This is a genomic window from Granulicella rosea (genome assembly GCF_900188085.1).
GTDB classification, from domain to species: Bacteria; Acidobacteriota; Terriglobia; order Terriglobales; family Acidobacteriaceae; genus Edaphobacter; species Edaphobacter rosea.
In genome coordinates this window covers 92,006-117,801 of the sequence record NZ_FZOU01000003.1, presented here as the reverse complement: position 1 = coordinate 117,801, position 25,796 = coordinate 92,006, and the positions used below count along the sequence as shown (strand labels likewise).

23 protein-coding genes are annotated in these 25,796 nt (G+C 64.2%); 14 read left to right on the top strand and 9 right to left on the bottom strand.

Going from position 1 to position 25,796, the window contains the following annotated elements; all coding sequences use genetic code 11:
* Positions 1–106: 106 nt before the first annotated feature.
* Positions 107–580, bottom strand: coding sequence for a protein-disulfide reductase DsbD domain-containing protein (locus CHB87_RS09720; RefSeq protein ID WP_089408243.1), 474 nt, complete (start codon positions 578–580; stop codon positions 107–109).
* A complete protein-coding gene (locus tag CHB87_RS09715) occupies positions 577–1,200 on the bottom strand; it encodes a TlpA family protein disulfide reductase (protein WP_245817914.1) in 624 nt (207 codons plus the stop codon). Before CHB87_RS09715 ends, CHB87_RS09720 begins: the two co-directional genes overlap by 4 nt.
* Before the next feature lie 135 nt (positions 1,201–1,335).
* Between CHB87_RS09715 and CHB87_RS09710 the strand changes: the two genes are divergently transcribed.
* The gene (locus CHB87_RS09710) at positions 1,336–2,349 is read left to right on the top strand and encodes a KpsF/GutQ family sugar-phosphate isomerase (RefSeq protein ID WP_089408241.1); all 1,014 of its coding nucleotides are present in this window, start codon (positions 1,336–1,338) and stop codon (positions 2,347–2,349) included.
* A 55-nt stretch (positions 2,350–2,404) separates the two neighbouring features.
* Here the strand turns inward: CHB87_RS09710 and CHB87_RS09705 are convergent, their stop codons facing one another.
* Positions 2,405–3,154 carry a Crp/Fnr family transcriptional regulator gene (locus CHB87_RS09705; protein ID WP_089408240.1) on the bottom strand — a complete coding sequence of 250 codons (750 nt, stop codon included), beginning with the start codon at positions 3,152–3,154 and terminating at the stop codon, positions 2,405–2,407.
* 268 nt (positions 3,155–3,422) lie between these two features.
* Here CHB87_RS09705 and CHB87_RS09700 point away from each other — a divergent pair, with 268 nt between their 5' ends.
* Both CHB87_RS09700 and CHB87_RS09695 read left to right on the top strand, forming a co-directional pair.
* A complete protein-coding gene (locus tag CHB87_RS09700; RefSeq protein ID WP_089408239.1) occupies positions 3,423–5,195 on the top strand; it encodes a proline--tRNA ligase in 1,773 nt (590 codons plus the stop codon).
* A 79-nt stretch (positions 5,196–5,274) separates the two neighbouring features.
* Complete coding sequence (locus tag CHB87_RS09695) at positions 5,275–7,773, top strand: transglycosylase domain-containing protein (RefSeq protein ID WP_089408238.1); 2,499 nt, start codon at positions 5,275–5,277, stop codon at positions 7,771–7,773.
* 101 nt (positions 7,774–7,874) lie between these two features.
* Here CHB87_RS09695 and CHB87_RS09690 read toward each other — a convergent pair whose 3' ends face one another.
* Both CHB87_RS09690 and CHB87_RS09685 read right to left on the bottom strand, forming a co-directional pair.
* Positions 7,875–9,392: a hypothetical protein gene (locus CHB87_RS09690; RefSeq protein ID WP_089408237.1), complete on the bottom strand. Its 1,518-nt coding sequence runs from the start codon at positions 9,390–9,392 to the stop codon at positions 7,875–7,877.
* Positions 9,389–10,309 carry an ABC transporter ATP-binding protein gene (locus CHB87_RS09685; protein WP_089408236.1) on the bottom strand — a complete coding sequence of 307 codons (921 nt, stop codon included), beginning with the start codon at positions 10,307–10,309 and terminating at the stop codon, positions 9,389–9,391. Before CHB87_RS09685 ends, CHB87_RS09690 begins: the two co-directional genes overlap by 4 nt.
* A 103-nt stretch (positions 10,310–10,412) precedes the next feature.
* Between CHB87_RS09685 and CHB87_RS09680 the strand changes: the two genes are divergently transcribed.
* The 5 genes from CHB87_RS09680 (at position 10,413) to CHB87_RS09660 (ending at position 16,749) form a co-directional block, all read left to right on the top strand.
* The gene (locus tag CHB87_RS09680) at positions 10,413–10,781 is read left to right on the top strand and encodes a type II toxin-antitoxin system RelE/ParE family toxin (RefSeq protein WP_089408634.1); all 369 of its coding nucleotides are present in this window, start codon (positions 10,413–10,415) and stop codon (positions 10,779–10,781) included.
* 54 nt (positions 10,782–10,835) lie between these two features.
* Positions 10,836–11,144 (top strand): XRE family transcriptional regulator, encoded by a 309-nt coding sequence (locus tag CHB87_RS09675; protein ID WP_217897027.1) that lies wholly within the window; start codon positions 10,836–10,838, stop codon positions 11,142–11,144.
* 24 nt (positions 11,145–11,168) lie between these two features.
* Positions 11,169–12,092, top strand: coding sequence for an Fpg/Nei family DNA glycosylase (locus tag CHB87_RS09670; protein WP_089408234.1), 924 nt, complete (start codon positions 11,169–11,171; stop codon positions 12,090–12,092).
* A gap of 252 nt (positions 12,093–12,344) precedes the next feature.
* Entirely contained in the window at positions 12,345–14,564 is a 2,220-nt protein-coding gene (locus CHB87_RS09665; protein WP_089408233.1) for a DUF4139 domain-containing protein, read from the top strand.
* 88 nt (positions 14,565–14,652) lie between these two features.
* Complete coding sequence (locus CHB87_RS09660; protein ID WP_089408232.1) at positions 14,653–16,749, top strand: NHL repeat-containing protein; 2,097 nt, start codon at positions 14,653–14,655, stop codon at positions 16,747–16,749.
* A gap of 94 nt (positions 16,750–16,843) precedes the next feature.
* Here the strand turns inward: CHB87_RS09660 and CHB87_RS09655 are convergent, their stop codons facing one another.
* Genes CHB87_RS09655 through CHB87_RS09645 form a run of 3 tightly spaced genes read right to left on the bottom strand, consistent with a single transcriptional unit; the run spans position 16,844 to position 19,851 of the window.
* The gene (locus CHB87_RS09655; protein ID WP_089408231.1) at positions 16,844–17,950 is read right to left on the bottom strand and encodes a VWA domain-containing protein; all 1,107 of its coding nucleotides are present in this window, start codon (positions 17,948–17,950) and stop codon (positions 16,844–16,846) included.
* Entirely contained in the window at positions 17,934–18,860 is a 927-nt protein-coding gene (locus CHB87_RS09650; protein WP_176441681.1) for a VWA domain-containing protein, read from the bottom strand. Before CHB87_RS09650 ends, CHB87_RS09655 begins: the two co-directional genes overlap by 17 nt.
* Positions 18,844–19,851: a VWA domain-containing protein gene (locus CHB87_RS09645; protein ID WP_245817913.1), complete on the bottom strand. Its 1,008-nt coding sequence runs from the start codon at positions 19,849–19,851 to the stop codon at positions 18,844–18,846. Before CHB87_RS09645 ends, CHB87_RS09650 begins: the two co-directional genes overlap by 17 nt.
* A gap of 219 nt (positions 19,852–20,070) precedes the next feature.
* On the opposite strand from CHB87_RS09645, the gene CHB87_RS09640 reads away from it, so the two are divergent.
* The 5 genes from CHB87_RS09640 to CHB87_RS09620 all read left to right on the top strand — a co-directional run bounded on the left by CHB87_RS09640 (position 20,071) and on the right by CHB87_RS09620 (position 24,338).
* Positions 20,071–21,474, top strand: a complete 1,404-nt coding sequence (locus CHB87_RS09640; RefSeq protein ID WP_089408228.1) for a DUF1015 domain-containing protein — start codon at positions 20,071–20,073, stop codon at positions 21,472–21,474.
* Between the two features lie 83 nt (positions 21,475–21,557).
* Entirely contained in the window at positions 21,558–22,394 is an 837-nt protein-coding gene (locus CHB87_RS09635; protein WP_089408227.1) for an N-acetylmuramoyl-L-alanine amidase family protein, read from the top strand.
* Complete coding sequence (locus tag CHB87_RS09630) at positions 22,391–23,041, top strand: GerMN domain-containing protein (protein WP_089408226.1); 651 nt, start codon at positions 22,391–22,393, stop codon at positions 23,039–23,041. The genes CHB87_RS09635 and CHB87_RS09630 overlap by 4 nt, the downstream gene beginning before the upstream one ends.
* Positions 23,038–23,895 (top strand): glutamate racemase, encoded by an 858-nt coding sequence (murI, locus tag CHB87_RS09625; RefSeq protein WP_089408225.1) that lies wholly within the window; start codon positions 23,038–23,040, stop codon positions 23,893–23,895. The genes CHB87_RS09630 and murI overlap by 4 nt, the downstream gene beginning before the upstream one ends.
* A gap of 65 nt (positions 23,896–23,960) precedes the next feature.
* Positions 23,961–24,338 (top strand): EVE domain-containing protein, encoded by a 378-nt coding sequence (locus tag CHB87_RS09620; protein WP_089408224.1) that lies wholly within the window; start codon positions 23,961–23,963, stop codon positions 24,336–24,338.
* A 103-nt stretch (positions 24,339–24,441) separates the two neighbouring features.
* Here CHB87_RS09620 and CHB87_RS09615 read toward each other — a convergent pair whose 3' ends face one another.
* Positions 24,442–24,885, bottom strand: coding sequence for a hypothetical protein (locus CHB87_RS09615; RefSeq protein ID WP_142988290.1), 444 nt, complete (start codon positions 24,883–24,885; stop codon positions 24,442–24,444).
* Between the two features lie 104 nt (positions 24,886–24,989).
* On the opposite strand from CHB87_RS09615, the gene CHB87_RS09610 reads away from it, so the two are divergent.
* Positions 24,990–25,757, top strand: coding sequence for an enoyl-ACP reductase FabI (locus CHB87_RS09610; protein ID WP_089408222.1), 768 nt, complete (start codon positions 24,990–24,992; stop codon positions 25,755–25,757).
* Positions 25,758–25,796 lie beyond the last annotated feature (39 nt).

The following is a 25,796-nucleotide window of genomic DNA, read 5'->3' as shown; positions in this document are numbered from 1 at the left end:
AAAGAACAACAGCCGGTCACTCGTTGAGAGCTGACCGGCTGTCGCTTTGGTTTGTCATTCCCGCAGGGAATCTGCTTTTGCGCTTTGAACCCAAAACGGAGCCGGCCTACTTCGCGGTAAACAGAACCTGCACCGGCAGCGTCTTCGGCGGGTAGCACGCGGCCGTGTCGCAGGCCTGATACTTCAGCACTCCGTCGACCTGGTGCTCCCCGGCCGTGGCGGTCACCGGCAGCTTCACCGTGAACACCTCCGAATACACGTCGAGCTTCTCGGCGGGCGAGAAGCTGAAGCTGTAGCTCTTGCCCACCGGATACTCGACCGGCCCAGCCTTGACTCCGTTCGCGGGCTGAAACTCCAGCCGCGTCGGGATCAGGAACTCCGACTTCGGCGTGTGCGAGTTCACGTGGAAGCCCGGCTGCACGTGGAAGCGAAGCTCCAGCTCCGCCTTCTTACCCGCCGGGACGACCTGCGACTCCGCCTGGTACGTCACGTAGCTCTTCTTCGCCGGAGCGTCGAAGCTCTGGGCCGGCAGGAAAAGACCTGGCAGCAGCGCACCCGCCAGCAGCACGCGCCCGATCACTGGCCACCTGCCGCGAGCAGCCGTTTGATGTGCGCCTCGACCTGATCCTTGTCCGCAAGTCCGGCAGTCTCTTCGACCACCACGCCGTCCTTGCCGACATAGAACGACATCGGCAGGTAGTCCACGCCGCCGTACTGCTTGCCGATCTTGTCATCCTGCAGCAGGATCGGGTAGGTGACGCCGGCCTTTTTGGCGACCTTGCCGATCTCGTCCTTGCCCACCGTCTCGTCGTCCATCGAGACGCCGAGAATCTCAAAGCCCTGCGCGGCGTACTTCGTACGGAACTCCTCGAACCACGGCATCTCCAGCTTGCAGGGCGCGCACCATGTCGCCCAGAAGTTGACCAGCACCGGCTTGCCCTTGTAGTCGGCCAGCGAAACCTTCTTGCCCTCGAGGTTGACGAGCGTGAACGCCGGTGCCGCCTTGCCCCTCAGCGCGGGCACGGGCGAGTCCGTGCTGGTGCTGGCGTCGCCTGCCGGCGCGGCCTTCTGCAATACGATGTGATCGGCCTCGGCCTTCTGCTCGGCGAGCATGCGCTCACGCCGGTTATGAACGCCAGCCCAGATCAAAAGCGCAATCAACACCACTACCGCTGCCACAACCGCCGCACTTCGCTTCACGTTCAACCTCATTCGGGAGCCGCTTCGCGCGCGGTTCTCCAGCATCTTCAAGTCTATCTGCAAAGCAGCTAGGACATAGACGCGCCCACAGGCGAAGAAGTTACAGAGTCTCTGCTAGCATCGGACAGCGACCGTATGGCGAACGAATCCGCAACTCCGCTCCCTGGCAAAGACAACTCCGCCGCGCGCTTCGTCCGCGTGGAGGCGGCGGCGCTGCTGGAGCTGGCGGCTCGGCTGGAGAACGATCAGCGGGCGGCGCTCGAAGCCGCGCTGCAACTGCTCGAAGGCTGCGCGAGCGGCGGCCATCGCGTCGTCGTCACCGGCATCGGCAAGAGCGGCATCGTCGCGCGCAAGATCGCCGCGACACTGCGTTCGACCGGCACGCCCGCTCACTTTCTGCATCCGGCGGAGGCGCTCCACGGCGACCTCGGCATGGTGGCGCCGGGCGACCTGGTCCTCGCGCTCTCCTACTCCGGGGAGACGGCCGAGGTGCTGCATCTGCTGCCGGCCTTCGCCCGCATCGGGGCGAAGGTCATCTCGCTGACCGGCTGCGCAACCGGCACGCTGGCCGCGGCAAGCGCCGTCTCGCTCGACGTCGGCGTCTCGGAGGAGGCCTGCAGCAACAACCTCGCCCCGACCGCCTCCACCACCGCCATGCTCGCGCTGGGCGATGCGCTGGCGCTGGAGCTGAGCCGCCGGCGCGGATTCCAGCCCGAGGACTTCGCCGATCTGCATCCGGGGGGAAATCTCGGTCGGCGGCTAGCGCGCGTGCGCGACCTGATGCACGCAGGCGAGGCTCTACCCGGCGTGCGCCCGCAGACGCCCATGCCCGAGGTCATCTACGAGATGTCGCGCAAGCACCTGGGCATGACGACCGTGCTCGACGAGAGCGGACGTCTGGCCGGCATCATCAGCGACGGCGACCTGCGGCGGCTGCTCGAACGGGATGGCGCCCACGCCATGGAAAAGACCGCGGGCGAGATCATGAATCCGCACCCGAAGACCATCTCACCCGAGACCTTCGCCGAGACCGCGCTCGTGCTGATGGAGCAGAAGAAGATTACGTCGCTGATCGTGGTGAACCCGCTGGACGGGCGCGTCGAAGGAGTCGTCCACCTGCACGACCTCATCGATCCGAAGGCAGGTTAGCAGGACCGCACCCGCCCAGAACCTTGTCGTCCTGAGCAAAGCCCAGTTCCCAGCGCTAATAGTTCCGGCCGATCATCCGGTCGTATGCTCCGCGCACGATCCCGTAGCACTCGCAGGCCGCGCCCTCGAGCGCCGGACGGTCGGCAATTCTTACCTTACCCCGAGTGTAGTCGATCAGCTTGCGGCGCTGCAGCTTGCCGGCGGCGACGGTCACGGTGGATCGCCTGGTGCCGAGCATCTGGGCCAGATACTCCTGCGTCAACTGCAGTATCTCGGTCTGCTGGCGGTCGCTGGCGGTCAGCAGCCAGCGCGCCATCCGCGCCTCGACCGTATGCAGACGATTGCAAAGCACCGACTGCGCCGCCTGCACGGTCTGCAGATAGATAAAGTCGTAGACGAGCTGAGCGAAGACCCCACCCTTGAGAAACTCCTCGCGCAGGATGGAGGCGCGAATTCGAAATCCCGCGCCCGAACCCTGCATGACGGCATCGTGCGCCATCTGCGGATGACCCAGGAGCGCCGGCAATCCTGTAAAGCCTTCACGGCCCAGCACGCCCACCTCCACCGACTCGCCCTTGGCCGTCAGCGCGTCGATCGAGACCAGGCCGCTGGTGAGAAAGTAGACGAACTCGATCGGCTGATTGGGTTCGGAAAGACGGGTTCCCAAAGGCAGTTCGCACGGGACCAGAGATCTCTGGATGAAGGCGAACTGCGCCTCGGGCATCTTGGTCAGGATGAGATTTTTCGGCCTGGTGGAGACCCCATTCCGAGCGGCGCCATCGATCGTCACTTGCTCGTAGGACATGGATTGGGTTCTTCCCTCGTACACAAGTTATTTGCCTTTATGAATCTGGCAACCGTGGCGATTCCCCAACTTTATGGATTAGTAGCTCAGGCGTCTGTCTGTTACCGAACACAATCTCTCTTGCGTGCAACTATTTCTGTGCAGCGCATCCTCAGATCTTTTTTTCGTGCATCGCACGCGCTCCAGCGCTCCGTCGCGCCTGGAAGTTAGAATGGAAGCTCAAGGTCAGGTTCCGCACCGAGCGGAACCCGGAAGGCACGAGAAAACAATGCAGCGCTGGTCCAAACTCTTCATCCCCACCCTTCGCGAGGCGCCCGCCGACGCGGAGGTCGCAAGCCACAAGCTGCTGCTGCGCGCCGGTTACGTGCGCCAGCTCGGCGCCGGCATCTACAGTTACCTGTTCCTCGGCAATCGCAGCATCAACAAGATCGTCGCGATCATCCGCGAGGAGATGGACGCCATCGGCCAGGAGTTCCTGCTGCCGACCATCCACCCGAAGGAGGTCTGGGAGCAGAGCGGCCGCTGGACCGGCATGGGCGACAATATGTTTCGCCTGAAGGATCGCAAGGGCGCCGAACTCTGCCTCGGCATGACGCACGAGGAGGTCATGACCTCCATCGCGCGCAACGAGCTGCGCAGCTACAAGCAGTTGCCGCAGATCTGGTACCAGATCCAGACCAAATTCCGCGACGAGCCCCGGCCCAAGTCCGGCCTGCTCCGCGTGCGCCAGTTCATCATGAAGGACGCCTACTCCTTCGACATCGACGCCGCGGGACTGGACGCCAGCTACGATGCCCACGACCGCGTCTACCGGAAGATCTTCAACCGCTGCGGCCTGGAGTTCGTCGCGGTCGAGGCCGACTCCGGCGCCATGGGCGGCTCGCAGTCGCAGGAGTTCATGGTCTACACCGAGGCCGGCGAAGACCTGATCGCCAGCTCGGCGTCGGGCTATGCCGCGAACCTCGAAAAGGCCACCAGCATCCTTTCCCCGGTCGAAGATCTGGAGGCAACTTCAGACGCGCCCGAGGAGATTCACACCCCCGGCTTCCGCACCATCGACGAGGTCGGCGCATTCCTGAACACACAGCCGCACCACCAGATGAAGACCATGGCCTACATGGCCGCCTACACGCCCGGCACGAAGGAGGCCGAGAAGCTCGGCGTGCTGCGCCCCGTCGTAGCCTTCCTGCGCGGAGACCACACGGTGAACGAGGCCAAACTCTCGGCCGTCACCGGCGGCGAGCTGCGTCCCATGACGCCCGAGGAGATCGCCGATGTCTTCCACGCGCCCGCCGGCTACCTTGGCCCCATCGGCCTGACCGGCGTGGCTCCGCATCCGAAGAAGCCCGGCGTCATCGTCATCCTCGACAAGGCGCTCGAAGGCCGCAAAAACCTCATCGCCGGCGCGAACAAGGCGGAGTATCACCTGCGCAACGTCACGCCGATGCGCGACTTCAAGCCCTCGCTCGCGGCGGACATCCGCAACGTGATCGAAGGCGAGGCCGACCCCATCGACGGCTCGCCCCTGCGTCTGGGCAAAGCGGTCGAGATCGGCCACATCTTCAAACTCGGCTACAAATACTCCGAGAGCATGGGCGCGCGCGTGCTCGACCAGAACGGCAAGGAGGTCACGCCGATCATGGGCAGCTACGGCATCGGCATCGAGCGCATCCTGACGGCGGCGATCGAAACCTCCGCCGCAAAGAACGGGGGCGAGGCCTATGCTCTGCCCCCAACCATCGCCCCCTTCCAGGTGATCGTGACCGTGACGAACATCAAGGAGCCAGCGCTGCTCGAAGCCGGCGAAAAGCTCGCCGCCGACCTGACGAAGGCGGGCGTCGACGTGTTGCTGGACGACCGCGACGAACGCGCCGGCGTGAAGTTCAAGGACGCCGACCTGACCGGAGTGCCGTACCGCATCGCCGTCGGCAAGAAGCTGTCCGAAGGACAGGTGGAGCTGCTCGACCGCCTCAAGAACGAAACCGCCGACGTAGCCGTACCCGATGTAGTCCATGCCCTGCAGACCAAACTAGGCGTCTAAGCAACCAGAGCCCGGCGAAGCATCGCAAGTCGCCGGGCCTGTTTTTCCCTATTTCCTAAACCCTATTCCCTGGTCCTCTATGCCCGTCAAACTGAAACTCGGTCCGAATCGCCCGAAGGTCGGCTTCTTCACGAGCCTGCTGCGCGTCTGCGTGGTCGCGTTCGTCTTCTGCCTGCTCGTGGGCGTGGCCGTCTTCGGCTATTTCTACTTCCACTTCCAGGAAGTGGTGGACGAGCGCCTGCGCAACGGCCCGCTCTTCGCCTCCATCGCGCAGATCTACGCCGCGCCGCGCGAGGTCCGCGTGGGCCAACACCAAACCGTCGAGCTCATCGCGCAGGATCTGCGCGCCACCGGCTACAACTCCAACCCGCAGCTCGGCACCTTCGAGCAGCGGTCGGAGTCGATCCTCATCAAGCCCGGCCCGCAGTCCTATCACTCCACCGACGGCGCGACCATCTCCACCTCCGACGGCATCGTCACCGCCATCACGGGCGAGACCGGCGTCGCGCTCAAGGCCTACGACCTCGAACCGCAGCTCATCACCGCGCTCTCCGAAGACAAGAATCGCACCAAGCGCCGGCTCGTCAGCTACAACGAGATTCCGCAGCGCATGGTCGAAGCCGTGGTCGCCATCGAGGACCGCCGCTTCTTCGAGCACGGCGGCATCAACTACGTCCGCACCGCGAAGTGCGGCTTCGAGGACATCGTCTCGCACAAGATGAGCTGCGGCGGCTCGACCCTGACCCAGCAGCTCGCACGCGGCTTCTTCCTTTCGCCCGACAAGAACATCGTGCGCAAGCTGCGCGAGATCATGATCACCTTTCAGCTCGAATCGCGCTTCACCAAGCAGCAGATCTTCGAGATGTACGCCAACCAGATCAACTTGGGCCAGCGCGGCAGCTTCGCCATCAACGGATTCGGCGAGGCCGCGCAGGCCTTCTTCGGCAAGGATCTTCGCCAGCTCGACACCGCGCAGTACGCGCTGCTCGCGGGCACCATCCAGAGTCCGAACCGCCTGAATCCCTATCGCCACCCCGAGCGCGCCATGGAGCGCCGCAACGTCGTGCTGGACTCGATGGTCGAGACCGGCGCCATCTCCGACTCCGACGCCATCCGCGCCAAGGCTGAGCCGCTGAACCTGGCGCCGCCGAACGTGGACGCCAGCGAAGCCCCCTACTTCGTCGACCTCGTGCATGAGCAGCTCGTCCAGCGACTGGGCGACGACCTCAACAAGCAGTCGCTGCGCATCTACACCTCGCTCGACCCCGAACTGCAGCGCGCCGCCGCCGAGGCAGTCGCCATCGGCATGAAGAACGTCGACGAACTCGTCCGCAAGCGCAAGCACGCGCCCGGCGAACCGATCACCTACCCGCAGGTCTCGCTCGTCGCGCTCGATCCGCACACCGGACAGATCCTCGCGCTGGTCGGCGGACGCAACTACGGCGTCTCGCAGTTGAACCACGCTACCTCCGAGCGGCCCACCGGTTCGATCTTCAAGCCCTTCGTCTACGCGACCGCCTTCAACTCCTCCCTGCGCGGCACAGCGATCGACGGCAACGGCGTCTTCACCGCCATCACCCGCATCAACGACGACCCGCAGGACTTCGGCCGCAACGGACAGTCTTACGTTCCCGGCAACTTCGAAAAGGGCGAGTACCCCGGTATGGTTACCGCCGCGGACGCGCTCGCTCACTCGCTCAACATCGCGACCATCGCCCTCGCGCAGAAGGTCGGCTTCGAGAACGTCGCCGCCCTGGCCCACGCCGCGGGTATCGTCTCCGCCCGTCCCACGCCGTCGATGGCCATCGGCACCTACAGCGCCACGCCCATCGACATGGCCGGCGCCTACACCACCTTCGCCAACAGCGGCGTCCACCTGACGCCTTGGATGCTCGCCAGCGTGCGCAACAACGCTGGCGATATCGTCGCCGACTTCGCGCCCGTCGCCAAGCAGACCATCGACCCGCGCGTGGCCTTCCTGACGCAGTCGCTGATGGAGGGCGTCATGCAGCGCGGAACCGCCGCGGCCGTTCGCGCGCATGGCTTTACCGCACCCGCCGCCGGCAAGACCGGCACCTCGCACGACGCCTGGTTCGCGGGCTACACCTCAAACCTGATCTGCATCGTCTGGATCGGCAACGACGACTACACGGACGTGAAGCTACAGGGCGCACAGGCTGCCGCACCGCTCTGGGCGGAGTTCATGAAGCGCGCCATCCAGCTCCCGCAGTACTCCGACGTGCATCCGTTCACGCCGCCGGACGGCGTCTCCATCGTCCGCATCGACCGCGCCACCAACCTGCCCGCCGACGCCACCTGCCCGAACGACATCACGGTCGCCTTCCTTGACGGCACCGCCCCTGCCGGTACCTGCAGCCGCATGGGCGACAGCACGCAGAACTTCATCGACCGCATGACCGGCGACGGCAGCAACTCACCGCAGCCGGAGCAGAGCGTCCCACCCGCCGCAGCCGACCTGAACGAGGCCAGCGAACCCGGCCCGCCGAAGAAGAAGAACTTCATCAAACGGCTCTTCACCGGCGGCGACAAGCAGCAAGGAGATGCACCCCAGCAGTAAATCGATTGCAGTCAAGCTATTGGCGTATCGCGGCACAAACGCTCGTCATCCTGAGCGCGGTGAAGGACCCCTGTATTTCGTTCTTGTTGTCGCCTTCCGCCCTAGTAGCGCGTGTTCCGGTAGGCGTAATCCTGAAGGTTGATGACGCCGATGGGCACCTTCCGCTGACCCTTCCAAACGACGGAGTAGGGAGTGAAAGAGAGTGGAGCGCCCGCGCAGATGTACGCGCGGTGATTCTCATCCAGCGCCCGAAACTGGAAGTTGATATACGACCGCCAGATGGGCGTCAATCCGAACTCCACCGAAGGATTGGGCATGCCCACCCAGGTCTCGCCATAGCCGCCTTCGTCGTCGCGCGGCTCGCCTTGGAAACACTTCGACTGCGAAGCCTGCACAACCGCCAGCATGAGCGCCGGCGGACGCAAAGGCGCCAGGCAACTCAAGCCTCCCCATTCGCTCAGGGAGCAGGTGCCGCCTCCCGCAAGGGCGAGCTTGCCGCTCGGCATGGTGGTATAGGCGGTCTTGCCGGCTTCGAGCGCGGTCATCGCCAGTGTAATCGAGGCCGTCACCGGCTTGCCCTTGGCCCGCTCGTAGAAGGCGTTGCTGATCTTCAATCCAAGAGAGGCTTGCGTCGTCGCCGGACCCCAGTCCGAATGAATGCTCTGCCAGTGCGAGACCCAGCGCTCGCCCGATGCGGACGTGATCTCCACCTTGGCGTAGTCTTCGCGGATCGCGGTGCGCGACTGGATGCCCCCGATCTTGAGCGGCACGTTCAGCGCGATCTCCCGCTTGTCGTCGAAGACAAACGGATGATCCTCGCTCTTCTTGGCCTCCGGTTTGAAGGCGATATCCACGCTCACCGCCGCGCTGCCGGCCTGCGACGGATAGCTCAACCGCATCGGCAGGTTCTCCGGCCCGAAGAGTGTAAGCAGTCCGATGATCAGCGCCATTCCGGCCGTCAGCAGGCGCGACAAGCCAGTGCGGCGCTGCGCATACTGCAGCACGATCACCGTGATCAGAACGCCCAACAGCACCAGACTGGTGAGGGTTCCCATGTAATCGTCGGCAAAGCCGGAGGTCGGCAGCCGCGAATCGATATAGGCGACAAGCCCGATATAGAGAATCACGAACAGAATCCCCAGCAGCATCCTGCCGAAGTTGCTCGTCATGGTGGCGATGGCCGCCATCGGAACCACCGCGATCGCTACGAGAAACAGCATGTTCCAAGCGACGCCGGGAAGAGACGGCAGCGCCGGAAAGCCGGCGATATGCAACAAGATCAGTTGCACCAGGAAAAACGGAAACAGAAGAAAGACGAACAGAAAGAGCGCCTTCGCGCCTAGCAGCAGAGGCCAGCGATAGGGACGCGTGATCCAGAACTGGCGTTCGCCCACCAGCGTCTCGCCGTGGATGTCGCGCGTGATCATCAGCAGCCAGCCAAAGATGACAAGGAAGACGGTCGCGCCCGGCAGCCACCGGAACTGCGGCAGGACGACCGACCGCACACCCCATTCCGACGGAAAGATCCAGACGAACGCGCTAAGCGTCGCCAACGAAATCAAGATCTCTGGCCACAGCCGGCGCACATCCTTGGCGAAGATATGGAGTATCTGCTTCATCGCGCTGCCTCCGCCTTCTCCCGCGCGCTGGCCCGGCCCGCGCGTGCGATCGCCACAAAGATGGACCGCAGGTTCATCGGCGCGACGGACGCATCGACGCTCTGCGGAAAGAATCTTCCGGTCCGCAAGCCGGCCGCCTCGTCATAGCTGGAGTCGACAAAGTGAAACACGCCATCCGCCAGCTTTGGCGTCAGCCAGGTCTCCGGCAGGTTGGGCGGCAGGGTCGCGCCATCGCCGACCACGACGGTTACCTCGCGGAAGCGATCGCCCAGCGTCGACAGCTCCTCCGAAAAGAGCAGCCGGCCATCCTGCAGATACCCCACATGCGTGGCGAAGCTCTCCACCTCTTCCAGGTCGTGCGACGAGAGCAGGATGGTGCTTTCGCCCTTGCGCTCGCGCAGGCTTTCGATCAGCTCGTCGCGAACCAGTGGGTCGAGGCCGGAAAAGGGCTCGTCCAGCACGATGAACGCCGGACGATAAGCCAGCACGCTCGCCAGCGCGGCCTTCATCTTCATGCCGCGCGAAAGGTTCTTCAGCCGTCGCTTCAGCGGCAGGTCGAGCCGTTCGACGAGGTCCGCCTCCAGCGCGCGGTCCCACGTGGGATAAAAGCCACGCACATAAGCCAGGAAGTCCCCCACCGTCATGGCTTCCGGCATCTCCTGATTCTCGGAGACATAGCCGATGCGCTCGAAGACCGCGCCGGCCACCTCGGTCGAGGCGAAGCCCAGCACCGTCGCTGCACCCGCGGTCGGCTGCACGATATTCATCAGCAGCTTGATGAACGTGCTCTTGCCCGCGCCGTTCGCGCCCACCAGCGCATACACCGCGCCGGGTGGAATCGCGAGCGACACCTCGCGCAAAGCCGTCTCCGCGCGATACTGCTTCGAGAGCCGCTGGGTCTCGACGATCGGGGTCATGCTGCCTCCATGTGTTTGGGTAAGACTACATCGTGGGCGGGGATTTGGCAGGAGAAATTGATATAACCTTGACGGAATGTATTCCTTTGATGGAATATTAGCCATGCCGTATGAGGTCGAATTCACTGAAGAATTTGAGCAGTGGTGGAATAGCCTGACGGAAGACGAGCAGGACAGCGTGGACTATTCCGTCGGCTTGCTGGAGGAACACGGCGTCAATCTGAAGCGCCCGCACGCGGATACGATTCACGGCTCAAAGGTCGGCAATATGCGGGAGCTTCGCTGTCAGCATGAGGGCCGACCCTATCGTGTCCTCTACGCCTTTGACCCAAGGCGCACCGCCATGTTGCTCATCGGCGGAGACAAGACAGGCAATCCGCGCTGGTATGAAGAGTTTGTCCCGCGAGCGGAAAAGATCTACGAGCAGCATCTCAAAGAAAGTGACGTTCAACCGAACGTCCGTAACGGGTAGATCCCGTGGAGGAACAGACCGATGGCCCGTAACTTCAATGAACTTCGCACAAAGATGTCTCCCGAACGACGCGAGCGCAACGCACAGCGCGTCAAGGAAGCACTCGAGGCGATGCCTCTCGAAGAATTGCGCGAGGCCCGCGAGCTTACCCAGACGCAGCTCGCGCAGGTCTTGAATATCTCGCAGGGCGCAGTCTCGAAGGTCGAACGGCGTGCGGATATGTACATCAGCACACTGCGCAGCTACGTCCGCGCCATGGGCGGCGATGTACAGATTCGCGCTGTCTTCCCCGAGGGCGAGGTGCTGATCAACCAGTTCGAAGACCTTGCCCGGCCGAAAGAAGATACAGCCAAGGCCTCCTGATGCCATCGCGCGCATCCAATCCACATGCCTGAAGGCGACACCATCTACCGAGCCGCGCGCGCCCTGCACAAGGCGCTCGCGGGCAAGGTCGTCACGAGCTTCGAGACCGGCCTGGCGCCGCTCGCCAGCGTGAACGACAACACGCCCATCGTGGGCCGGACGGTCGAGAAGGTGGAGGCGCGCGGCAAGTGGTGCCTCCTTTACCTCTCGGGAGACCTCATCCTCGTCACGCACATGCTGATGAGCGGTTCGTGGCATCTCTATCGCACCGGCGAGCGCTGGCGCATGCGCCACAGCAGCATGCGCGTCGCGCTGCATACGGCGGACTGGCAGGCCGTCGCCTTCAACGTGCCCATCGCGCAGTTCCACACGGCGCGTTCGCTCGAACGCAGCACGCAGGTGCCGAAGCTCGGGCCGGATCTGCTCTCGAACGAGTACACCGTCGGCGCAGGCATCGCGCGGTTGAAGGAGTATGCGCGCGAGCATCCGGCCGCCGAGATCGCCGTCGTGCTGCTGAACCAGCGCGTGCTGGCTGGGCTGGGCAACGTGTACAAATCCGAGGTTGCCTTTGCCGCCGGCGTGAATCCCTTCCGCGCCATGAGCACGATCAAGGATCGCGAGTTCGAGGTGATGGCCGACGTCGCGCAGCGCTGGATGAAGGCCAACGTCGTCGACGGCGCGGGCGACGGCATCGTGACCTACGCGGGCAACCGCCGCACCACGCATGCCATGGATCGCAGCGACCGCCTGTGGGTCTACGGACGGCAGGGACAGGAGTGCAGGCGCTGCGGCGCAATCGTCGAGATGCGCAAGCAGGGCGAGCAGGCGCGCAGCACCTACTGGTGCCCCTCGTGCCAACCCTGGGTTCCAGTCGCCGGACAGAGCACCGTGGCCCCGGTCGGCAATACCGTGAAGCTGAAGGGTCCACGCCGCCGCGTGGGCTGCTGAGCTTTCTTCAAGCTGCCTGAAATGACTTGTCATCCTGAGCGAAGGTCTTCACAGTCTCATCGCGAAGACCGCAGCCGAAGGACCTGCGTCTTGCCTGGATCGCGATGGCTGCCCGAGCAGGACGCAGATCCTTCGCTGCGCTCAGGATGACAGGCATTGTTGCAAGGCTAAGCGCGGCCAAAAATAAACTTCGAAATCCGGGAACGGAATCCTCGTGCAAGCGGTCTATAACAACGCTGCATAAGGAGATCCATGCGCCCTCATTACGCCGTCCTCGTCGCCGGAGTTGGATTCGGTATCACCGCAGCAGCCCAGACCAAACCTCATCCGGCAACCGCGAAGGCATCCACCGCCACGCAGCTTCCCGTCACGCGCGTCGCGCTCTACAAGAACGGCGTCGGCTTCTTCGAGCACGACGGCCATGTCACCGGAAACCAGGCCGTCACCATTGACTTCACCACCGCGCAGTTGAACGATGTGCTGCAATCGCTGACCGCCATCGATCTGAACGGTGGACGCATCTCGGGCGCGGGCTACAACTCCACCACGCCGCTTGAACAGCAGTTGAAGTCGCTGCCGCTGGCGCTCGGGGCGGACGCCTCGGACGTGGACTTCTACAACGCCATCCGCGGCGCGCGGGTCGAGGTGCATGCGGCAGGCGCGACCATCACCGGACGCCTGCTCTCGATCGACCTGCGCACATCTCCGCCGAAAGAGGGCGAGCCGACAGCGCCCGCGGCTGGAAATCCAGAAAAGCGATTCGTCACCGTCATCGGCGACTCCGGCGCGGTGCGCACGCTGGAGCTGCTGCCGACCACCGAGGTCCGGCTGCTCGACACCAGCCTGCACACCGACGTCACGCGCTACCTCGAACTGCTGGCCAGCACGCGCAACTCCGGCCTGCGCCACCTGACGCTCCAGGACAATGGCACCGGCGCCCGCGACCTGCGCGTCAGCTACATCTCCGAGGTGCCAATCTGGAAGTCGACCTACCGCATCCTCTTCACCGATCCCAAAACCAAATCGAATACGCAGACGGCAACGCTGCAGGGCTGGTCGGTCGTCGACAACACAACCGGCACGGACTGGAACAACGTGCAGCTCTCGCTGGTCGCGGGCGCGCCGCAGAGCTTCATCCAGCCGCTGTCGATTCCCTATTACAGCCGCCGCCCGGAGATCGGCCTGCCGCAGGAGGCGCAGCTCACGCCGCAGACGCACGAGTCCGGCGATGCGAACGTCCCCATGGTCGGAGTGACGAGTGGAGGCGGCGGCTCAGGTGGCGGATTAGGCTCAGGCCACGGCAACAGCATAGGCGCAGTCAGCGGCGGTAACGCGGGCGGCGGCATTGCCCGGTACGGTATGGCGCTCGCAGCTCCCAAGGCAAGCATGAAAGCCCGCCTCGGCGAAGGCATGGGCGCCGACGCCAGGTTCACCGCCGCCCCGCCCATCGAGTACGAAGAAGCCGCCAGCCAGTCCATAGCTCCCAGCACCACCACCAACGCCTTCGACGACTTCTTCGAGTACAAGATCACCGACCCGATCACCATCCGCAAGAACGAGTCCGCGCTCGTCCCGATCCTCCAGACGAAGATCACCGCCGAGCGCGTCACGCTCTGGTCGCAGGCCCAGCCCACGCCATTGCGCGCGCTCTGGATCACCAACACCAGCGACCTCACACTCGACCGCGGCTCGTTCTCCATCGTCGAGAACGGCAGCTTCGGCGGCGAAGGCCTGCTCGACCCCATCCATCCGGCGGAGAAGCGGTTGCTCTCCTACGCGGCCGACCAGGCCATCCGGGTCACGTCCGATCATCTTAGCAACTCGCGCAAGATCAAGCAGTTCAAGATCAGCAAGGGCGTCATCCGCGAGACCTCGCTCGACGTGAACGAGGTGGAGTACCTCGTCCACAACGCCGCGCCGGAGACTCGCTCGGTGGTCATCGAGCATCCGGTCCGGCAGGGCTGGAGCGTCGACTCCGACCCGAAGCCGGTAGAAACGACAGCCACAGTCAACCGCTTCCGCATCGAAGCCGCGCCGGGCCAGACGGCGCGCCTGCACATCGGCGAGCGCCACACCAACTACGAGTACATCCGCCTGGTCGACCGCAACGAAGACCAGATTCGCCTGCTCATCAAGGAAGCCAACGTCGGCCCGGCGACGCTCGCCGCGCTCCAACCGGTCTTCGACCTGCACCACCAGGTGATCGCGTTCGACGACCAGATCAACGATCGCGAGGCAAAGGTGAAGACCATCACCGAGGACCAGAACCGGCTGCGCGAGAACCTGAAGGCGCTGAAAGGAACGGCCGAGGAGCGGTCGCTCGCCAAACGCTACACCACCGAGATGAACGCGCAGGAGGACACGCTCGCCACGCTGCACAAGGAACTCGACAGCCTGCGCGCCGAGCGCGCCGCAAAGGATCAGGAGTTTCAGGACAAGCTGGAGGCGGTCGAGATCGACGAGACGCTGTAAGTCAAAACTCCCGGATGGGTGGTTTCGAACTTCCGAAATGTCTTTAGGCTGAGATCTACTCGTTGCACTCAGCCATCTCGGAGGCTCCATGCCATCTCTGCTCTCCCGTCTGCGTCTCGCTGCATCTGCGTCTGCGCTCTTCTTCCTCGCCACCGGCTGCGCCAACATGACGACCACCGCGCCTTCGACCGATGCCTTCGCGGTCGCGGGCGCGATCCAGGGACATATCCACGGCGGCAACCAGCCGATCGCCTTCGCCAGCATCCAGCTCTACGCCGCCGGAACGACGGGCTATGGCTCCGCCGGCACGCTCTACGCGACCACCACCTCGGCCGACGACGGCAGAGGTTCGTGGAGCTTCAGCAAGCAAGCCAACACCGATACGCCCTACACTCCCACGGGCAACACCTGGGCCTGCCCCGCCAGCAGCAATCCGTTCATGTACCTCATCGCGCGCGGCGGCAACACGCAGGGCACGCACAACTCCGCCACCACCAACACCGCCGCCGTGTCGCTGATCGGCCTGGGTCCGTGCAGCTCCATCACCAGCGCCAGCTTCTACGACATGAACGAGGTCACCACCGTCGCCTCGCTCGCCGCGCTGCAGCAGTACTTCAACCCCGGCGCCGAGAGCGTCGGCGCGCCCTCAAGCACGCAGGCGCAGACCGGACTCGCGAACGCCTTCACGACCATTCCGCTGCTCGCCACGCTCTCCACCGGCGTCGCCCAGACCACCACCACGAATCCTGCCTTCACCGCGATTGCCGAGGCGCCGAAGGTCAATACCATCGCCAACATCCTGGCCGCCTGCATCAACAACGCGAGCGCTTCGAATACCTCGTGCAACACGCTCTTCGCGAACGCCACGCCGCCTTCGCCCGCAGTCACCAGCCAGCCGTCGACGACCTTCGCCACCGCGACCGACGTCCTCCAGGCCGCGTACTACATGTTGACCAATCCATCCGACGGCAGCAGCGCACGGCTTGCCACGCTCTTCGGACTCAGCTCCGCGGCCGCGCCCTTCCAGCCGTCGATCACCGCCACGCCGACCGACTGGACCGTTGGCATCTCGTACTACGGCACGCCCGGAAATCTGGAGTGCAGCACCGGATTGCCGGTCATCCACTCCGAATCCGCCATCTCCATCGACAAGAGCGGCAACGTCGTCGTCACCGCCAACGGGAACGGCTATGGCGGCTCCGTTGTGCTGAGGCCCGGCGGTCTCCTCGGCAGCTACAGCTACATCTGCTCTTCCGCCTATAACGGCCATCAGGCGACCGTCGACCCGAGTGGGAATATCTTCACCACGATCAGCAGCGGTTATAACGAGATCCTTGTCACGAACGCGCCCGCCTTCACGCTCATCAACACTCCCGTCAGCCCCTGGGCGATCGCGTCCGACGGCGCCGGAAACATCTTTTACTCCTCGACCACGAACAACGGTATCTACGAGATCGCCGCCGCTTCGATCGCCTCTGCCGTGGGCAGCCTACCCACATCCAGCTCTACCCTGATCGCCACCGTAGGCGGCACACCCAACTTCCTGGTGGCCGATCAATCCGGCAACATCTGGGTCTCGGCCAGCGGCGCCGGACTCTACGAGCTCTACAAACCCGCCGGTTACGCCGCCGCGCTGGTTCCCGGAACCGGCTCGACCTACGGCTTCACCGTGCCGCAGGCCGCCGTGCGGATCGACGGAGCCGTCGTCTTCCCTTACTACATCAGCCCGAACTACTACTACGGCGTTGTCAGGGGCACACCTGGCGCCTATACCTTCACCAACTTCACGGGCGTCTTCGCGCAGAACGGCCTCGCCTTCGACGGAGCCGTCAACCTCTTCTCCGCCAACGAAGGAAGCTACAACATCAACGGCGTCAACTCCGGCTTCTCCATCGTGGACAATAGCGCCGGAACCTCGCTCATCACGCCCTACGGCATCACCAAGCCAGCCACCTCGACCGAGTTCAGCAGCACGCTGGTGCAGAATGAGACCGTCCTCGGAACCTCGTCCAACGTCGCGGTCGATCCGTCGGGCAATGTCTGGTTCAACAACAGCTTCCCGAATATCTTCACCACCGCGCAAGGCAGCGTCTACACCGTAACGGAGGTCGTTGGCGCGGGCGTGCCGACCGTGACGCCGTTCTCCGCAGCCCTCGCCGCCGGAACCCTGGGCGAAAAACCGTAACCCTCGCAGTCACTTGCAAACGACAAAGCCCCTGCGCGGACTGCGGGGGCTTTGTCGTTTGCGGAGCCTCAAGTCGCGTCATCTCGACCGAAGCTCATGGCCGCTTCGCGTTCGTCGTCAGCGCCGCCGCCGCACTCTTGTTGGACTTGGGAAAGTAGCCGCTGCGCGTCCGCACCGTCAGCCTGCCATAGCCCTTGGCCTTGGCCTCGACATGCACCTGGCGGTAGCCGCCGTTCTGCGGCGGGTTGGTCGAGTGGTAGGCGATGGTGTACTGCGTCCGGATATCCTGAGCGACGAGCGCCGCGATGGAGTCGACCTCTTTCAGGCTCTTGGGAAAGTAGGCCTGTCCGCCGGTCTGCTCGCTCAACTGTTCGAGCACGCGGCGGGCGTGGCGGCTCTCGCGCTTGTCCGTATCCTCGCCGAAGAGCAGGCCGATCGAATAGATCACCGGGCCATCGAGATCCTGAATGCGGCGGATCGCCTGTTCGATGGTCGCGCTCGACGCGTTGTCCTCGCCGTCGGTCACGATCACCAGCACCTGCTTGGGATGCTTGGCGTTCTTGGTCAGGTAGTCGGCCGAGGCGACCAGCGCATCGTAGATCGCCGTGCCCCCCGAGCTCTTGATGTAGGTCAGCCCCTGCTTCAACTTGTTGATATCGCTCGTCAGATCCTGGTCGATGAAGGCCTCGAAGCTGAAGTCGACCAGAAACGCCTCGTCGACAGGATTGGACAGCTTCACCAGGTCGAGCGCCGCCTGATCGACCGCGCTGCGCTTGTCGTACATCGAACCCGAGCTGTCGATCAGCAGTCCGATCGAGACCGGCAGGTCCTCATGCCGGAAGGCCGCGATCTGCTGCGGCACGCCATCTTCGTAGACGTGGAAGGCGTCCTTGTCAAGCGTCTGGATGGAGTGGCCGCCGCCGTCGAGCACTGTGGCGTTCAGCGCCACCTCGTAAGCGTCCGACCGCAGCGTGTAGGTGCCGTTCGCGCCCTTGGAGACGCCGCCGATGGCTCCGGTCCCCTGCTGCCCAGGGGCAAGCGTCGGCGCCACTACCGGCTCAGGGTCGGGCGATGGCACGGGGTCGCGGTCGACCGTGAGCGACGGCTGCTGGGCCGGCGCCTGACCATGGGCCGTAGCCAAAGGAGCCATCAGGAAGATCGTGGCGATGCAGGCCAGAAGACCTTTACTGCGAAGGTGCATAGTATCCCTCGGGAGCGCGAATCTCGGCCCCCTCACTTCGATGCGCCTTGGCGAACGCGATATGTATCTGTTCCTCGTGACCGTCCCTGGCCGGCTTCCGCGCGGTCAGGGTCAGGCTGTAGCGGGAGCGCATCGCCTGCGGCAGAGCCTCGACGATCGCATTCAGATCGGCCATGGTGTGCGGCACGTAGGTCATGCCGCCGCCAAAGTCGGTGATGGTAAAGGCCGCGTTCAACCTCGGGTTACCCTGCTTTCTCAGCGCGTGACCGAAGGCCTCCGGCAGACAGATCATATGCACCACCGGGCCTCCCGCCATCTCCATGCCGCGCTTGAATGCTTCGCGGCTGGACTTCGAGTGTTCGTCGATGCCATCGCTGAACAAGATGATAACCCGGCTGCGATGCTGAGACTTCTCGCGCATATAGGTGGAGAGGTCGAGCAGCGCGTCGCGCAACTGCGTCCCGCGCGCGGGATAGATCTGCGGCAGCGCCTGCTGGTCCGCGGCCCGATCCCCGGTCAACGGCTGGACGACCCACAGGCTGGTCGAAAACGCCGCCACGCAGACCTCGTCCTCCGCCGGCAGCCTGGCGAGCAGGCGGCGCGCCTTGTTCCGCACCAGCGTCAACCCGTCGCCCACCGAGTCCGACCCGTCGATCAGGATGCAGACGCTCTGCGGCTCGGCCACCGGCGTCAGTTCGACGACCGGCGTCTTCTTGCCGCCGATGTAAGCCTCAAGCGAGTCCGCAGTCACCGGCGGCGGCAGCGGCCGGCCGTCCGCGTCGACCGCGAGCACCTCCATCTTCACCTGCGGCCAGCTCGAAAGATCCACCTGACCGATCGCGGGCAGCGCGCACGAAAGCAGCGCAAGCCCAAGGCTCAAACGTCCGATCCAGTTATTGTGAAGGCGCATAGTATCCCTGTCGAAAATGTACATTCAGTGGCGGCAGGCCCGGCGGCGGCACGAGTCGAACCTTTAATTTACGCCAGTTGCCATCCTTGTTCACCTCGGACGGACGATAGCCTGCAACATACTCATTCCGCAGCTCCGCGCTGATGCGCGTGGCGATGTCGCCCATATCGCCGAGGTCGAGCACCTTGAACATGCGCCCGCCGGTGAGCTCGCAGATGTCGGTCAGCAGGATCGGCCCGAGCTGCTCCTCGGTCGTCGGCGCATAGGCGTCGAAGATGCCGATCGAATAGATCTGCACGTCGCTCTCCCGCACCGCGCGCTTCAACTCGCCCTCGGTGTAGCGGCTGCGGTTGTCGCCGCCGTCCGAGATAATGAGCAGCGCCTTGCGGTCGTACTTGGCCTGCTTCAGCTTGTTCACCCCCAGATAGACCGCGTCGATCAGGGCTGTCCGGTTCTCCGGCTTCAACATCACCATCCTGGCCTCCACGTCGTCGACGTCCGAGGTGTAATCGACGATGACCGCCGGCCGGTCGTTGAAGCCGACGACGAAGAACTCGTCCGCCGGGTTCGAGGTCCGCATGAACTCGCTGAGCGCCTTGCGCGCGCGCAGGAACTTCGACTCCATCGACCCGCTCAGGTCGAAGACGATGCCGATCGTCACCGGCGCATCCTGGGTCGAGAAGGTCTTGATCACCTGGCCGTTGTTATTGTCGAAGATCTCGAAGTTTTCTTTTTCAAGGCCGGTCACCAGCCGGTTCAGCGGGTCGGTGACGGTCATGGGGACCAGCACCAGGTTTACATCGACGCGCAGGGTGGAGATGCCGCCCGGCTTGCCCGACAGACCCAAAGGCGTCGGCGGAGCCGCCGGCTTCGGCGCGGGCGTCTCGGTGTGGACGTTGCTCAGCGGATTCTCCTGCGCCCGCGCCACGGCGACCAGGGCCAGCAACAGCATCGCCAGCAACCCGCCCCACCGGACTTTTGTCCATCGCATTCGCCTCACGGTCTCCATGCCGCCCTCGCGAAGTATCTCGAATCCGCGCTGCTGCCCAGCTCGGGTTGTGACGTTGGATGCAGCTTCCGGTTGGCCTGCAGACTACACCAATCCCGGCGTCGTGCCTAGCCTCATCTCCCTTTCACGCCGAACCTCGTACAATGGCGGAGGCGACATAACGTCCAGATCGACGGCGCCCCCTGGAGACTTCACCCGCACATGGCACGCATCTACCCTTTCCGCGCCCTCCGCTACGACACCGATAAAGTTCAGATGGAAGATGTCGTCACCCAGCCCTACGACAAGATCACGCCCGAGATGCAGCAGGCCTACTACGACCGGTCGAAGTACAATCTCATCCGCGTCATCCTGGGCAAGAAGGAGCCGGGGGACACCGACGCCTTCAACCCGCCGACCGACCCCGACGTGGTCCCGCAGAACGTCTACACCCGCGCCGCCGAGTCGCTGACGAGCTGGCGCAAGAAGGCGATTCTGAAGCCCGAGGCCGAGCCCGCGCTCTACGGCTACTCGCAAACCTACCAGGTTCCCGGCACCGAAGAGATCCAGGAACGCCGCGGCTTCATCGCCCTCGGCCAGCTCTACGACTACGCCGAAAAGGTCGTCTACCGGCACGAGCAGACCTTCCCCAAGCACAAATCCGACCGGCTCGCGCTCTTCAAGGCCACCCGCGCCTACTGCGAGCAGATCTACATGCTCTACTCCGACCCGGCGTTCACGGCGGAAAAGCTCATCTTCGGCGATGAAGGCGAGCATGCCCGTCCCGCCGACCTGCGCATCACCGATGAGTACAACGTGCTGCATCGCGTCTGGAAGCTGACCGACCCGAAGCTCATCAACCTGATCGTGACCGCGATGGCGGACAAGAAGCTCATCATCGCCGACGGCCACCACCGCTACGAGACATCCGTCACCTACATGAAGGAGCGCGCCGCCGAGCTGGGCCGCGCCATCTCGCCCGAGGCCGACGACGACGCGCTCGGCAGCGTGCCCGAGGAAAATCCGCTGCCCGTGCCCGCCTTCCCCGAGGCCGCCATGATGATGACGCTGGTCAATATGGACGCGCCGGGCATCACCATTCTGCCCACGCACCGCGTCGTCTTCGGCCTCCACGACGACTTCGACTACGAAGACTTCACCGACGCCGCCGCCACCTACTTCGACATGGAAAAGCTGGAGACAGCCGACATGGTCGAGCTGAAGCGGACCGACGGCGTCGCCTTCATCGTCGCGCATCCGGACGGCTTCGACCTCTTCCGCGCCCGGCACGACGTCGTCAAGGCGCGTCTGAAGGAGCTACACCCGGAGATCACCGACCGGCAGGCGGAGCTGGACGTCGTTCAGCTTCACCGCATCGTGCTCGAAGACCTGCTCGCCCTGACGCACGAGTCGATCGCCAACCTCGAGAACATCCGCTACATCCGCTCGGCGGAGGAGGCCATCGAGCAGGTGCAGTCCGGCAAGGCGAACATGGCCTTCCTCATCAAGCCCGTGACCCTGCAGCAGTTGAAAGACATCTCGCTCTCGGGCGACGTGATGCCGCAGAAGTCGACCGATTTCTACCCCAAGCTGCTGAGCGGGCTGGCCATCTACGCGCTCGACTAGTTCCCTTTGTTGTCATTCCCGAAGAGAATCTGCTTTCGCGGTTTGCCGTAAGCATTACGACTGTAGCCAAGTAAACTCAACCAGTGACCCGAAACCCAAGCCGCGCACGTCTGTTCCAGTCAGCCCTGCTGCTGGGGCTTTCGTGCGCGGCGTTGCATGCCCAGGCGCCGAATCCGCCACGCAGCACCATTCTGATCGACCCGGCGCACGGCGGGCCGGATAACGGCGCACGGCTGGCGGCCGATCTCGTCGAGAAAGACGTGAACCTCGCCCTCGCTCAGCGGCTTCGCAGCCTGCTCGCCGAACGCGGCTTCAACGTCGTCTTCACCCGCGAGGACGATCCACCCGCACAGGCCGACGGCTCGCGCCCGCCCGCGGTCACCACGGACCAGCGCGCCGAGACAGCCAACCACGCACATCCGCTGGCCTGCCTGCTGCTGCACGCCACCAACGGCGGACACGGCGTACACCTCTTCACCTCGTCCCTGATACCGCTGACCATGATCGACGAGCCAAAGGCCGTGCTGAACTGGGAGACGGCGCAGGCCGGGTCCATCCCGCAGAGCCTGCGCCTGGTCAACGAGCTTTCGTCCTCCTTCAACAGCGCGCGCCTGCCGCTGGTCGTGGGCCGAGCCTCCATCCGGCCGATCGACTCGCTCACCTGCCCGGCGATCCTGATCGAGGTCGCGCCGCTTGAGGGCGAGGGGGGCGCGAAGACGCCGGTCAGCGACGCGACGTATCAGCAGAACGTCGCCGAGGCCATCGCCAACGGACTGATCTCCTGGCGCAGCCACGCCGCGCCGGCCGAGGCTGCCGAAAAGACCGTCACGCCCGAAAAGCCGGCAAAGCCTGCCTCGCCGAAGCCCGCACCCGCCAAACCCGCCGCGCCGGCGAAGCAGGAAGACGGGGACAAGCCATGATTCCCCGCTACCAGCGCATCCTTTTCTGGACCATGGCCTTCGCCATCCTGCTGATGGCCGGCCTGCTCGCGCGCGGCTGCGAGAAGGCGCATGCCCGGCTGAACGCCATCCAGGACGATAGTCCCATTGCCGCGCCCATCGACGCCCCGGAAGAGCCGACCACGCTCGAACTCGCCAACGACGCCAACGGCTTCATTACGCAGGAGCAACGCCTGATCGCGCTGCCGCACGAGCCCAGCGGGAGGGCCCGCGCGCTGCTCGAACGCCTGCTGACCGACTACGCCCTGCCCGGCTCCGTCCATCCCCTGCCGGCCGGCTCGGCGGTCGCCGACGTCTTCTTCCTCGACCTCCCAGGCACGCACACGTCCTATGCCCACCCCACCGGCGCACAGCTTGCCGTGGTGAACCTGAAGGGCAGCTTCGCCGACGCGCACCCGTCGGGCATCGAGAGCGAGGAACTGACGCTGCGCTCGATCATCGGCACTTTACACACCAACTTCCCCATGGTCGAGCAGGTTCGCTTCGTCGTCGACGGCCAGCCGCGCGATACGCTGAACGGCCATGCCGACCTCAGCCAGCCTTATCCGGCGGTCGACACCGTCGACCACCCGCTGCACAACCTCGCGCCAGACGGTACACGCCAATGAGCAATCCTTCCAAAGCCGGTCCGACGATCGGCGTCTTCGACTCCGGCTTCGGCGGCCTGACCGTCCTGCGGCGCCTGCTGCCGCTCATCCCCGGCGCGCACTACATCTACCTCGGCGACACAGCCCGCCTGCCCTACGGCGCCAAATCGCAGCAGACCATCGCGCGGTACACGCTTTCGAGCGCGCAGTTTCTCGAGCAGCAAGGCGCCGAAATGCTGGTCGTCGCATGCAATACCGCCTCCGCGCTGGCAATGGCGGAGCTGAAGGCCGGCCTGTCGATCCCGGTCGTAGGCGTCATCGAACCCGGCGTCCAGGCCGCTGGGCCAGCCGACCATGCGGGCGCCCCACGTCTCGCCTCTGCGACGTGGGATTCAACCGAGCCGACCGTGCTCGTCCTGGCCACCGCAGCCACCGTCCAATCCCACGCCTACGCCCAGGCCTGCGAGGCGCTCGGCCTCAAGGCGTACGAAAAGGCCTGCCCGCTGCTCGTTCCGCTGGTCGAAGAGGGCTGGATCGACCACCCGGTCACGGCGGATGTCCTCCGCATCTACCTCAAAGAGGCGCTCGCAGCCGCGCCCACCGTGACGACCCTCCTGCTCGGCTGCACGCACTATCCGCTGATCGAACCGCTCGTCCGCCGCACCCTCGCCGAGCTGGGCCATCCGCTGCGCATCGTCGACTCCGCCACCGCGACCGCGCAAGCCGCGTCGCTGGTGCTACCCGCCACGGCGAGCACGGAGGCGCCGACCTGCGAGTTCTACGCGACCGATTCGGTCGAGAAGTTCCAGCGGCTGGGAAGCCAGTTCCTCGGCCAGACCCTGCCAAAGGTGGAACTGATCGACCTGGGCGGCTAGACTGAAAGAGACAAAAACGGAAGCAGATTCCCTGCGGAAATGACAGACAAGAAAGACTGAATCCTATGCCTTATCTTCTTAAGACCGAACCCAACAAGTACAGCTACGACGACCTGCTCCGCGACGGCGAAACCGTATGGGACGGCATCGCCAACAACCAGGCGCTGCTCTACCTGCGCGGCATGAAGAAGGGCGAAAAGCTCGTCATCTACCACTCGAACATCGGCAAGGCCGCCATCGGCACGGCGAAGGTCGTCAGCGTAGACGCCAGCGACCCGAAGAACCCCAAGGTTGTCATCGCCCCCGTAAAGCGCCTGAAGACCGAAAAGCCCCTCGACGCCATCCGCTCCGCCGCAGTCTTCACGGACTCCATCATGTTCCGCCAGTTCCGCCTCTCGGTCGTGCCGATCACGGACGAGCAGTACGACTGGCTGGTCGCGTAACCCACTTCGAAAGCCCGTCATCTCAACCGAAGCGCAGCGAAGTGGAGAGACCCTTGCATTGGCTTTCGAGGGGCCCCGTAACTTCAAGGGAGTATTGCGGATTCTATTCACTCCGCCGTAAGCGCTCCTGCTCGAGATACACCCGCACCTCATCGGTCAGCGCCAGATCAAGCGCAGGTCCGAACACCTTCGATTTCAGCCATTCCAACGCACTTCTACTCGGTACAGGCGTCAGTTTGAAGTAACGCTGGTTCTGTAACTCCACCGGCCAGATCACACGAGATTGCCATTCCGTCGACGATGTCAGAGCAAGTGAGAGCTCTGTTCCCCAGCTCTTACTCAGGTCACGAAGCAGGGGCTCAAAATTGCTGCTGAGAACCGTCCTGTAGCTCATTTCGGCTTCAAGGCTATGAATCACCAGGAAATAGTCATCCACCGCAAAAGGCCCCGCATCCGTAGTGTATTCGGCGATGAGAACAATCGAATCCGGAGGTGGTGGCCATGGCAGCTCGTCCCCCCGATAGGCGACGAGCGAATTGGCGACCATCTCCGCTCCAGACTTCGCAGTAAGGCTCATTGCCCCAAAGCATACCCCGTAAGCCCGCCAACTGCTATCCTTGGCTTGCAGTTTTCGAAGGAGTTCCAAGCAAAATGATCGATCTCAAGGGCAAAGTCGCCGTCGTCTTCGGCCTCGCCAACAAGCGCAGCATCGCCTGGGCCATCTGCCAGAAGCTCTCCGAAGCCGGCGCCACCCTCGCCATCTGCTACCAGTCCGAGCGCCTGCAGCGCGACGCCGAAACCCTCGCCGCCGAGCTTCCCTCCGCGAAGACCTACCGCTGCGACGTCTCCTCCGACGAGGAGATCGACGCCGTCTTCGCCCAGATCGCCGCCGACTTCCCGGTCATCTACACCGTCGTCCACGCCGTGGCCTTCGCGCCGGCCGACGCCATCAAGAACGACTTCCTGCTCACCAAACGCGACGACTTCCGCATCGCCATGGACGTCAGCGTCTACTCGCTGATCGCCGTCGCGCGCGCCGCGGCCCCGCTGATGACCGAGGGCGGCTCCATCCTCACCCTCACCTACTTCGGCTCGGACAAGGTCTTCCCGAACTACAACGTCATGGGCGTGGCGAAGGCCGGGCTTGAATCCTCGGTCCGGTATCTCGCCGCCTCGCTCGGCCCGAAGAACATCCGCGTCAACGCCATCTCCGCCGGGCCGATCAAGACGCTGGCCGCGCGCGGCATCGGCGACTTCTCGAAGATCCTGAACGCGGTCGAAGAGCGCAGCCCGCTGCACCGCAACGTCGAGGCCATCGAGGTCGGCAAGACCGCGCTCTTCCTCTCCAGCGACCTCGCCAGCGGCATCACCGGCGAAGTGACCTTCGTCGACTGCGGATACAACATCACCGGCCTGTAACCCTCTTTTTGTTTGTCATCCTTCGCAAAGCGGAGGATC

Excerpts from the sequence above, each read along its gene's own strand:
- CHB87_RS09680 (WP_089408634.1), top strand. The coding sequence starts at position 10,413 with ATGCCGTATGAGGTCGAATTCACTGAAGAATTTGAGCAGTGGTGGAAT.
- CHB87_RS09700 (WP_089408239.1), top strand. The coding sequence starts at position 3,423 with ATGCAGCGCTGGTCCAAACTCTTCATCCCCACCCTTCGCGAGGCGCCC.
- CHB87_RS09650 (WP_176441681.1), bottom strand. The coding sequence starts at position 18,860 with ATGCGCCTTCACAATAACTGGATCGGACGTTTGAGCCTTGGGCTTGCG.
- CHB87_RS09610 (WP_089408222.1), top strand. The coding sequence starts at position 24,990 with ATGATCGATCTCAAGGGCAAAGTCGCCGTCGTCTTCGGCCTCGCCAAC.
- CHB87_RS09670 (WP_089408234.1), top strand. The coding sequence starts at position 11,169 with ATGCCTGAAGGCGACACCATCTACCGAGCCGCGCGCGCCCTGCACAAG.
- CHB87_RS09665 (WP_089408233.1), top strand. The coding sequence starts at position 12,345 with ATGCGCCCTCATTACGCCGTCCTCGTCGCCGGAGTTGGATTCGGTATC.
- CHB87_RS09695 (WP_089408238.1), top strand. The coding sequence starts at position 5,275 with ATGCCCGTCAAACTGAAACTCGGTCCGAATCGCCCGAAGGTCGGCTTC.
- murI (WP_089408225.1), top strand. The coding sequence starts at position 23,038 with ATGAGCAATCCTTCCAAAGCCGGTCCGACGATCGGCGTCTTCGACTCC.
- CHB87_RS09620 (WP_089408224.1), top strand. The coding sequence starts at position 23,961 with ATGCCTTATCTTCTTAAGACCGAACCCAACAAGTACAGCTACGACGAC.
- CHB87_RS09710 (WP_089408241.1), top strand. The coding sequence starts at position 1,336 with ATGGCGAACGAATCCGCAACTCCGCTCCCTGGCAAAGACAACTCCGCC.
- CHB87_RS09690 (WP_089408237.1), bottom strand. The coding sequence starts at position 9,392 with ATGAAGCAGATACTCCATATCTTCGCCAAGGATGTGCGCCGGCTGTGG.
- CHB87_RS09660 (WP_089408232.1), top strand. The coding sequence starts at position 14,653 with ATGCCATCTCTGCTCTCCCGTCTGCGTCTCGCTGCATCTGCGTCTGCG.
- CHB87_RS09685 (WP_089408236.1), bottom strand. The coding sequence starts at position 10,309 with ATGACCCCGATCGTCGAGACCCAGCGGCTCTCGAAGCAGTATCGCGCG.
- CHB87_RS09630 (WP_089408226.1), top strand. The coding sequence starts at position 22,391 with ATGATTCCCCGCTACCAGCGCATCCTTTTCTGGACCATGGCCTTCGCC.
- CHB87_RS09655 (WP_089408231.1), bottom strand. The coding sequence starts at position 17,950 with ATGCACCTTCGCAGTAAAGGTCTTCTGGCCTGCATCGCCACGATCTTC.
- CHB87_RS09645 (WP_245817913.1), bottom strand. The coding sequence starts at position 19,851 with ATGCGATGGACAAAAGTCCGGTGGGGCGGGTTGCTGGCGATGCTGTTG.
- CHB87_RS09640 (WP_089408228.1), top strand. The coding sequence starts at position 20,071 with ATGGCACGCATCTACCCTTTCCGCGCCCTCCGCTACGACACCGATAAA.
- CHB87_RS09705 (WP_089408240.1), bottom strand. The coding sequence starts at position 3,154 with ATGTCCTACGAGCAAGTGACGATCGATGGCGCCGCTCGGAATGGGGTC.
- CHB87_RS09615 (WP_142988290.1), bottom strand. The coding sequence starts at position 24,885 with ATGGTCGCCAATTCGCTCGTCGCCTATCGGGGGGACGAGCTGCCATGG.
- CHB87_RS09675 (WP_217897027.1), top strand. The coding sequence starts at position 10,836 with ATGTCTCCCGAACGACGCGAGCGCAACGCACAGCGCGTCAAGGAAGCA.